Here is a 6,265-nt window from a genome sequence, read left to right as displayed (position 1 = left end):
GACTGACGACAACGCGGCAGATGGCAAAATAGGCAGTGCTGTCAGTAGGGTTTCTGCCTGGATGGAGTACTAGCATAAGTATACAAAAAACCAGCCACAAACGCAAGGAAATTTTCCGTATGTATGTTCTGATAAAAAAGCCGTTGTAAAATTTATTCCAAAGACTGGCACGGACCTATTTTCCATGGGAATGCATCCCTGTGCAAGTCAGTATCTAAATTTTTACAACGGCTTTCTTTCATATAAATGATTCTTTCTTAATATGAATGATTCATCCTTAATATAAATGATTCTTTCTCAATATGAATGATTACTTCTGAACTAAATGCCTCTCTGCTCCTACACTTAATTCCTTGATACCAACCTGGCAAAAAACAAAACGCCAAGCATAAGCACAATACCAAAAGGAAGGGCAATCCAGGCACTTTGTACAAATCCCGCTAATATATATGTCAGGAAGGATACAGCCGCTGCTGTAACTGCATAGGGCAGCTGTGTCGTCACATGATTAACATGATTGCACCTCGCTCCAGCTGATGCCATTATCGTAGTATCCGAGATCGGAGAACAGTGATCTCCGCAAACAGCCCCCGCCATACATGCAGAAATTGAGATAATCATCAGTTCCGGATTTGATTTTTCAAATACCGCAACAACAATTGGAATTAATATTCCAAATGTCCCCCAGGAAGTACCGGTTGCAAAAGCCAGCCCGCAACCAACCAGGAAAATAATCGCCGGCAGAAACTTCATCAAATCTCCTGCACACTGTTTCATAGCCTCTGCCACAAAATCTGCTGCCCCCAGGCTGTCAGTCATGGATTTTAACGTCCAGGCAAAGGTAAGAATTAAAATAGCAGGTACCATCGCTTTGAATCCATCCGGCAGGCAAGCCATACAATCATTGAATTTCAGTACTTTACGAATGCCATATAAAATAATCGTAATCACCATACCAAAAAAGCTGCCCAGTGCAAGTCCCACAGAAGCATCACTATTGGAAAATGCAGTAATAAAATCTTTCCCCTCAAAAAACCCGCCTGTATAAATCATTCCAATCACACAACAGACAATTAAAGATAAAATGGGAATCAGCAAATCCATCACACTACCATGTGGGTTAGAAATATCATCTTCATCAAAATTTCCAATCTTGTCACCTGCAGAAAATAGATCACCTTCCCGTGCATTTTTTTCATGCACCGCCATAGACCCAAAATCTACCTTCATCAGCACAAGTCCCACCATCATAACAATTGTCAGCAGCGCATAAAAGTTATAGGGAATTGCTCTGATAAAAATAGAAAAACCATCCTCACCTTCCACAAATCCGGTAACTGCAGCTGCCCAGGATGAAATAGGTGCAATGATACAAACCGGCGCCGCCGTAGCATCAATCAAATATGCAAGCTTAGCCCTGGACACCTGATGCTGGTCGGTAACCGGCCGCATAACGCTTCCTACGGTCAGGCAGTTAAAATAATCATCAATAAAAATCAAAACTCCCAGTACAATAGTTGCAAGCTGGGCACCAACTCTCGTCTTAATTCGTTTACTCGCCCATCGTCCAAAGGCAGCTGAACCTCCTGCCCGGTTCATCAGACTGACCATACATCCCAGAATAACCAGGAATACCAAAATTCCCACATTATAGGGATCCGATAACACCTTGATAAATCCATTATTAAAAATGTGTGTCACAGTCCCTTCAAATCCAAATCCGGAATAGAACAATCCTCCAACCAAAATCCCCAAAAATAGTGAACTGTACACTTCCTTTGTGATCAGTGCCAGAACAATCGCTACCACAGGTGGGACCAGTGCCCAAAAAGTAGCATACATGGCTGGTTCTGCTGCCCCTTCTTCTGCAGCCAGAGCCGTCAAGGGAAGCAATGCCGTAAATATCAGTACCATGCTGATACTCATCAACAATCTTCGTTTTGTAATCCTCATTTGTAAATCCTCTCTTTCCCTCCAAGAAAAAACCATGAATGACAGTCTCCGTGGGGACATACATTCATGGTCATTTTAAGGTCAGATTTACCAATACCATTTCAGATAGCGCTCCACATGTCAGTGACAGTCCGCAGCATATTCTACTGCGTCCCAGAGCTAATTCCACGGACCGGAATATAACTCTTCGGCGATTTTCCCTTTCTTCCAGAGCGGCTGTCCTGCCATTTGTCCCGGAATACTGATGAATACCGCACCTCTATCATTTCATTTTATTTCTCGTCTCGTAATATGCTTCTATTCTAACATTTTTTCCACAAAAAGCAAAGGGTTTCTTATAAAATCAGACATTCTTACGCATTCTTCCTGCTATATCTCCAAATAGCAGTCACAATCCCAATAATCAAAAAACAAGCTGCTACCGCAAAGTAAATGATGGGAAATTCTTCTGACAACCTCCAGGAATCATTACTGCCTGCCAGTTTGTCCACCATCTCATTAGTAAATCGCTCCGCCACAAAAAATAATAAAGTCCCGATCCCCAGCATAAGCCAAGCATTAGCATGCGTAAACTTCCGGATGAAAAACAATACCCAAAGAGCCAAAAGCCAGCAAATACTGACCGGCACTCCAAAAGACCCCGCCCATTTTTCAGGATTCTCCAGATACAGATTGGAACAAATCTCGATCAGATACAAATAAGGAATTAACGTGACACTCCATACGATCAACAATTTCATAATCCGGTTTTTACCGCTCAACAGCAATGCCCACACAGACAAGTATCCCACTATACATCCCCCAACGACAAACCATGCCCATGTCAGCTTCCGTTCCACTGCGAAATTCACAATCAGGCTGACCAATATCGCAGCCATAAATAAAACCAATACTATCATATTCAAAACTTTTCTTTTTTTCATACTCTTCTTCCTGCTTTTCTTCTCTTTTTTTGTTATTCATTGCTGCAGTATACAATCTCTTTCTTGTTAAAATCTGATAACTGATTCACCGCATTCTCTATTGCAGCTGACATAGATGCCGTTAACCGTACCCCATCTTCATACCATATATTTTTCACATCTGCTTCTTTTTTCTTTTTGTCATAGATTACCTCGATCCTGCCCACAAAACGGTCCCCATACAGAATCGGCAACACATAATGTCCAAATTTCCGCTCCGATTGAGGCGTATATATTTCCCACTTATATTCAAAACCAAACAACTCTCTCAGAAGCTTTCTGTCCCAGAGCATATTATCTAATGGTGCCATGAACTCACATCTCTTTTTCAACCGGGGATTCTTCAATACATATGTAATTAGGTGTTCATCCATTGCACTGCAATATAGAGGTTCTGCGAGATCATCTACACTGATCTCAATTATACATTCTTCCTCTAAAAGCTCTGAAAAAATCTGCATTCTATCCTTTGACTTTAAATGTTCAATCCCAAGCCATGCATCTGAAGCCCGGTTCCAAAGTAAACCAATAGCATGTATCCGTCTCAGAACACGCCATTTTTGATGTTCCGAATCATTCGTATAAGGATCCGGCCTCGATAAAATATTCATTGGAATACATTTTTCGATTAAATTATAATATTTCATGTTACCTTTTTTAAATTGAATCGCCAGTTCTCCAGTAAAATACATATGTTCCAACGCAGCTCTGGATAACTTCGTATCGCTCCAATACCAGGCTACTTTTTCATTCATATTTAAATCAGCTGAGCAAACAGCCCCTAATTCTGCAATCTTCTGTTTAATCAATTCACATACTTTTGATATTTCATCATTACTCCGTTCAAAACACTGATGATACTGCCGTTCCCTTGCAAAATACGGCCAATCTTCAACTAAAAATATAGAGAGATTCTTATCAAAATAATCCACCAATCTACGCTCTGAATAAAGCAAGTCATAGAGCATCTGCTTTTCAAACCCTTTAATTCTTGACAATAAAACTAATTCAGCATTTTTACCGCAGACATCAATCGGGTCAAATTGTATACACCCCGCCTGACGAATAAACTCCAGAATGCCTGTCTTTCCGCTAAATTTATAATTGCCGATCAGTCCCTGTTTCAGCAGTATGAATAATCGGGCTTGTTTCCTGGTAAGGATATATTCCATCATGGTATTCTCCTAGAAGAGTATATGACTCTGCCTATATTTTCTTATAAATTACAATCACTATACTTTAGCAACTTCGCCTGCTGATCATGAACAGCTAATATTGGATTCCTATCAGGAACTGCCACATTTATTTCCGGATCAACCCATCTAATACTTCGGCTATATTCATTTATAAAACTGCGATCAATACGCATCATCACTTCTCCAATCATTAACTATTGTGTCAACTTGTTAGCCAATATAATAACAAACTAAATTTCAATTTCTAAATATAAATAACCTACAAAAAAGAACTAACTATGACTAAAAAATATTTTTGATACATAATCTTTTATCATTTGAGAACTTTGTTCGAATTATATTTCTCTAATAGTATCATTGTTACTGGTTTTTTTCAATATACATTCCCTGTTGATAATACCTTTTTGATAAAAATATCAGAATTGCAAAAATAAATAATACACTTCCTGTAGTAATCATCATAGAATCAATGGGAATTAAATCAGCAAGAGGACCAAATACAGCCATACCTAATGGCATACATCCGCAAAACATGATATTCATGAAGCTGAATACCCTTCCCTGCATTTCCTGTTCTACTTTTTCCTGTAGAATAGTCATAGATGCTGACTGAACAAAAGGAATCGAAAAACTAATCAAAAACATAAACGCTGTAAATAGTAAGAATGCTTTCGATAACCCCAGACACACTGCGAATCCTCCATAGAACAAAACTCCGAATGCTAAGGATTTACAGCGATTTTTAAAGCCTCCCCATACACCGATAAATAATCCTCCCAACATCATTCCTGCAAATCCTGCCATTTCGTTGAGCGACAAATATAAATAACTCGCCCCAAACAATCTCTCTATCATAAGTGCTGTTAAAAAGCCGGATGGTACGCTTAAGAAGATAAAAAAACCGTAAATCATTAATGTTCTTCCTATAAATTTATTCCTGATAATATAAGAAATTCCGGCTTTTACATCACCTATAAGTGAACTGTTCCGTTGTATTCCTACTTCATTATGTTCTGGAATTTTTAGCAGACACAATACAAAAATACCAATCATTGCTGTGCCTACATCAATAAACAGAATACCATCAATGCTCCCCAATTCAAGAATTGTTCCTGCTGCTAACGGAGCTGCAAATTGTACCATTGATTGCACACTGCTGTTAATTCCGTTAATTTTCATGAGCTTATCTTCTGGTACCAATTGTGGCAGCATTGCATTTACTGCAGGAGTCTGCACCCCAGCGCCTAACGATCGTATGACAGACACAACGACAATCCCAATTAATATATATTTCTCCTGATTACCTGACAAAACAAATAGTGCAAGAAATAAGCTGGCTAACGCTATAACGGCATCCGCAATATTAATTAGCATTTTACGGTTAAAACGGTCAGTCCATACTCCTGCAAAAAAAGAAATTAACATTTGTGGCAAATAAGAACACAACGTTAAAACGGTCATCCAGATACCTGAGGATGTCTCGAAAGTTACATACCAGATAATTGCAAATTGCACAAGTGATGATCCAAATAATGTAATGCATTGGCTGATTAAAAATAATAAAGTTTTTGATTTCCACTTTTCAGATGTCTTTATTGTCATAACTAAATATCCTTTCCATTATAGGCTTTCCTTCTTATGTTTTCTTTTAGCATATTGGATTATATCAAATTACAAAACATTGGTGGCAAAGTGGATGGTTAAGAACATGGTTAATCATAATTTAGAATAAACAAAGAATTTTTTATACTAAACAAGATTTTATACTAAACAAGATGAGAGAAATCTTATAGAATGAATTATCTGGACTTGAAAATTATGTAGTAGCGAAATATTAATACGAAAACTAAAGCAAAAAAAATAAGCCCTTGCAAAATTCTTATTTTACAAGGACTATCACGTGCGTGAGAAGATTCGAACTCCCGGCCTTTTGGTCCGTAGCCAAACGCTCTATCCAGCTGAGCTACACGCACATATTTAATTGATGATTCTGAATGCCGGCGACCGGAATCGAACCGGTACGGGAGATTAGTCCCGCAGGATTTTAAGTCCTGTGCGTCTGCCAGTTCCGCCACGCCGGCATTTCATGGTATCACTACCAAATGGGACCTACAGGGCTCGAACCTGTGACCCTCTGCTTGTAAGGCAGATGCT

At 38.9% G+C, this 6,265-nt stretch carries 4 protein-coding genes, 2 tRNA genes and 1 riboswitch; all 6 genes read right to left on the bottom strand.

The features are described from left to right. Nucleotides 1-345: 345 nt before the first annotated feature. The 6 genes from ACH2DQ_RS04775 to ACH2DQ_RS04750 all read right to left on the bottom strand — a co-directional run bounded on the left by ACH2DQ_RS04775 (nt 346) and on the right by ACH2DQ_RS04750 (nt 6,192). Nucleotides 346-1,953, bottom strand: a complete 1,608-nt coding sequence (locus ACH2DQ_RS04775; RefSeq protein ID WP_394916064.1) for a Na+/H+ antiporter NhaC family protein — start codon at nt 1,951-1,953, stop codon at nt 346-348. Between the two features lie 98 nt (nt 1,954-2,051). Further along, nucleotides 2,052-2,223: riboswitch (Lysine riboswitch) on the bottom strand. An 83-nt stretch (nt 2,224-2,306) separates the two neighbouring features. Beyond that, entirely contained in the window at nt 2,307-2,876 is a 570-nt protein-coding gene (locus ACH2DQ_RS04770; protein WP_394916063.1) for a hypothetical protein, read from the bottom strand. A gap of 32 nt (nt 2,877-2,908) precedes the next feature. Beyond that, entirely contained in the window at nt 2,909-4,090 is a 1,182-nt protein-coding gene (locus ACH2DQ_RS04765; protein WP_394916062.1) for a winged helix-turn-helix domain-containing protein, read from the bottom strand. Nucleotides 4,091-4,471: 381 nt separating this feature from the next. After that, a complete protein-coding gene (locus tag ACH2DQ_RS04760; RefSeq protein WP_394916061.1) occupies nt 4,472-5,713 on the bottom strand; it encodes an MFS transporter in 1,242 nt (413 codons plus the stop codon). 297 nt (nt 5,714-6,010) lie between these two features. Continuing rightward, a tRNA-Arg gene (locus ACH2DQ_RS04755) sits at nt 6,011-6,084 on the bottom strand. A gap of 22 nt (nt 6,085-6,106) precedes the next feature. Beyond that, nucleotides 6,107-6,192 (bottom strand) — tRNA-Leu (locus tag ACH2DQ_RS04750). Between the last annotated feature and the right edge of the window lie 73 nt (nt 6,193-6,265).

This window comes from Robinsoniella sp., from assembly GCF_034124845.1.
This window is presented reverse-complemented; position numbering and strand designations above follow the sequence as displayed.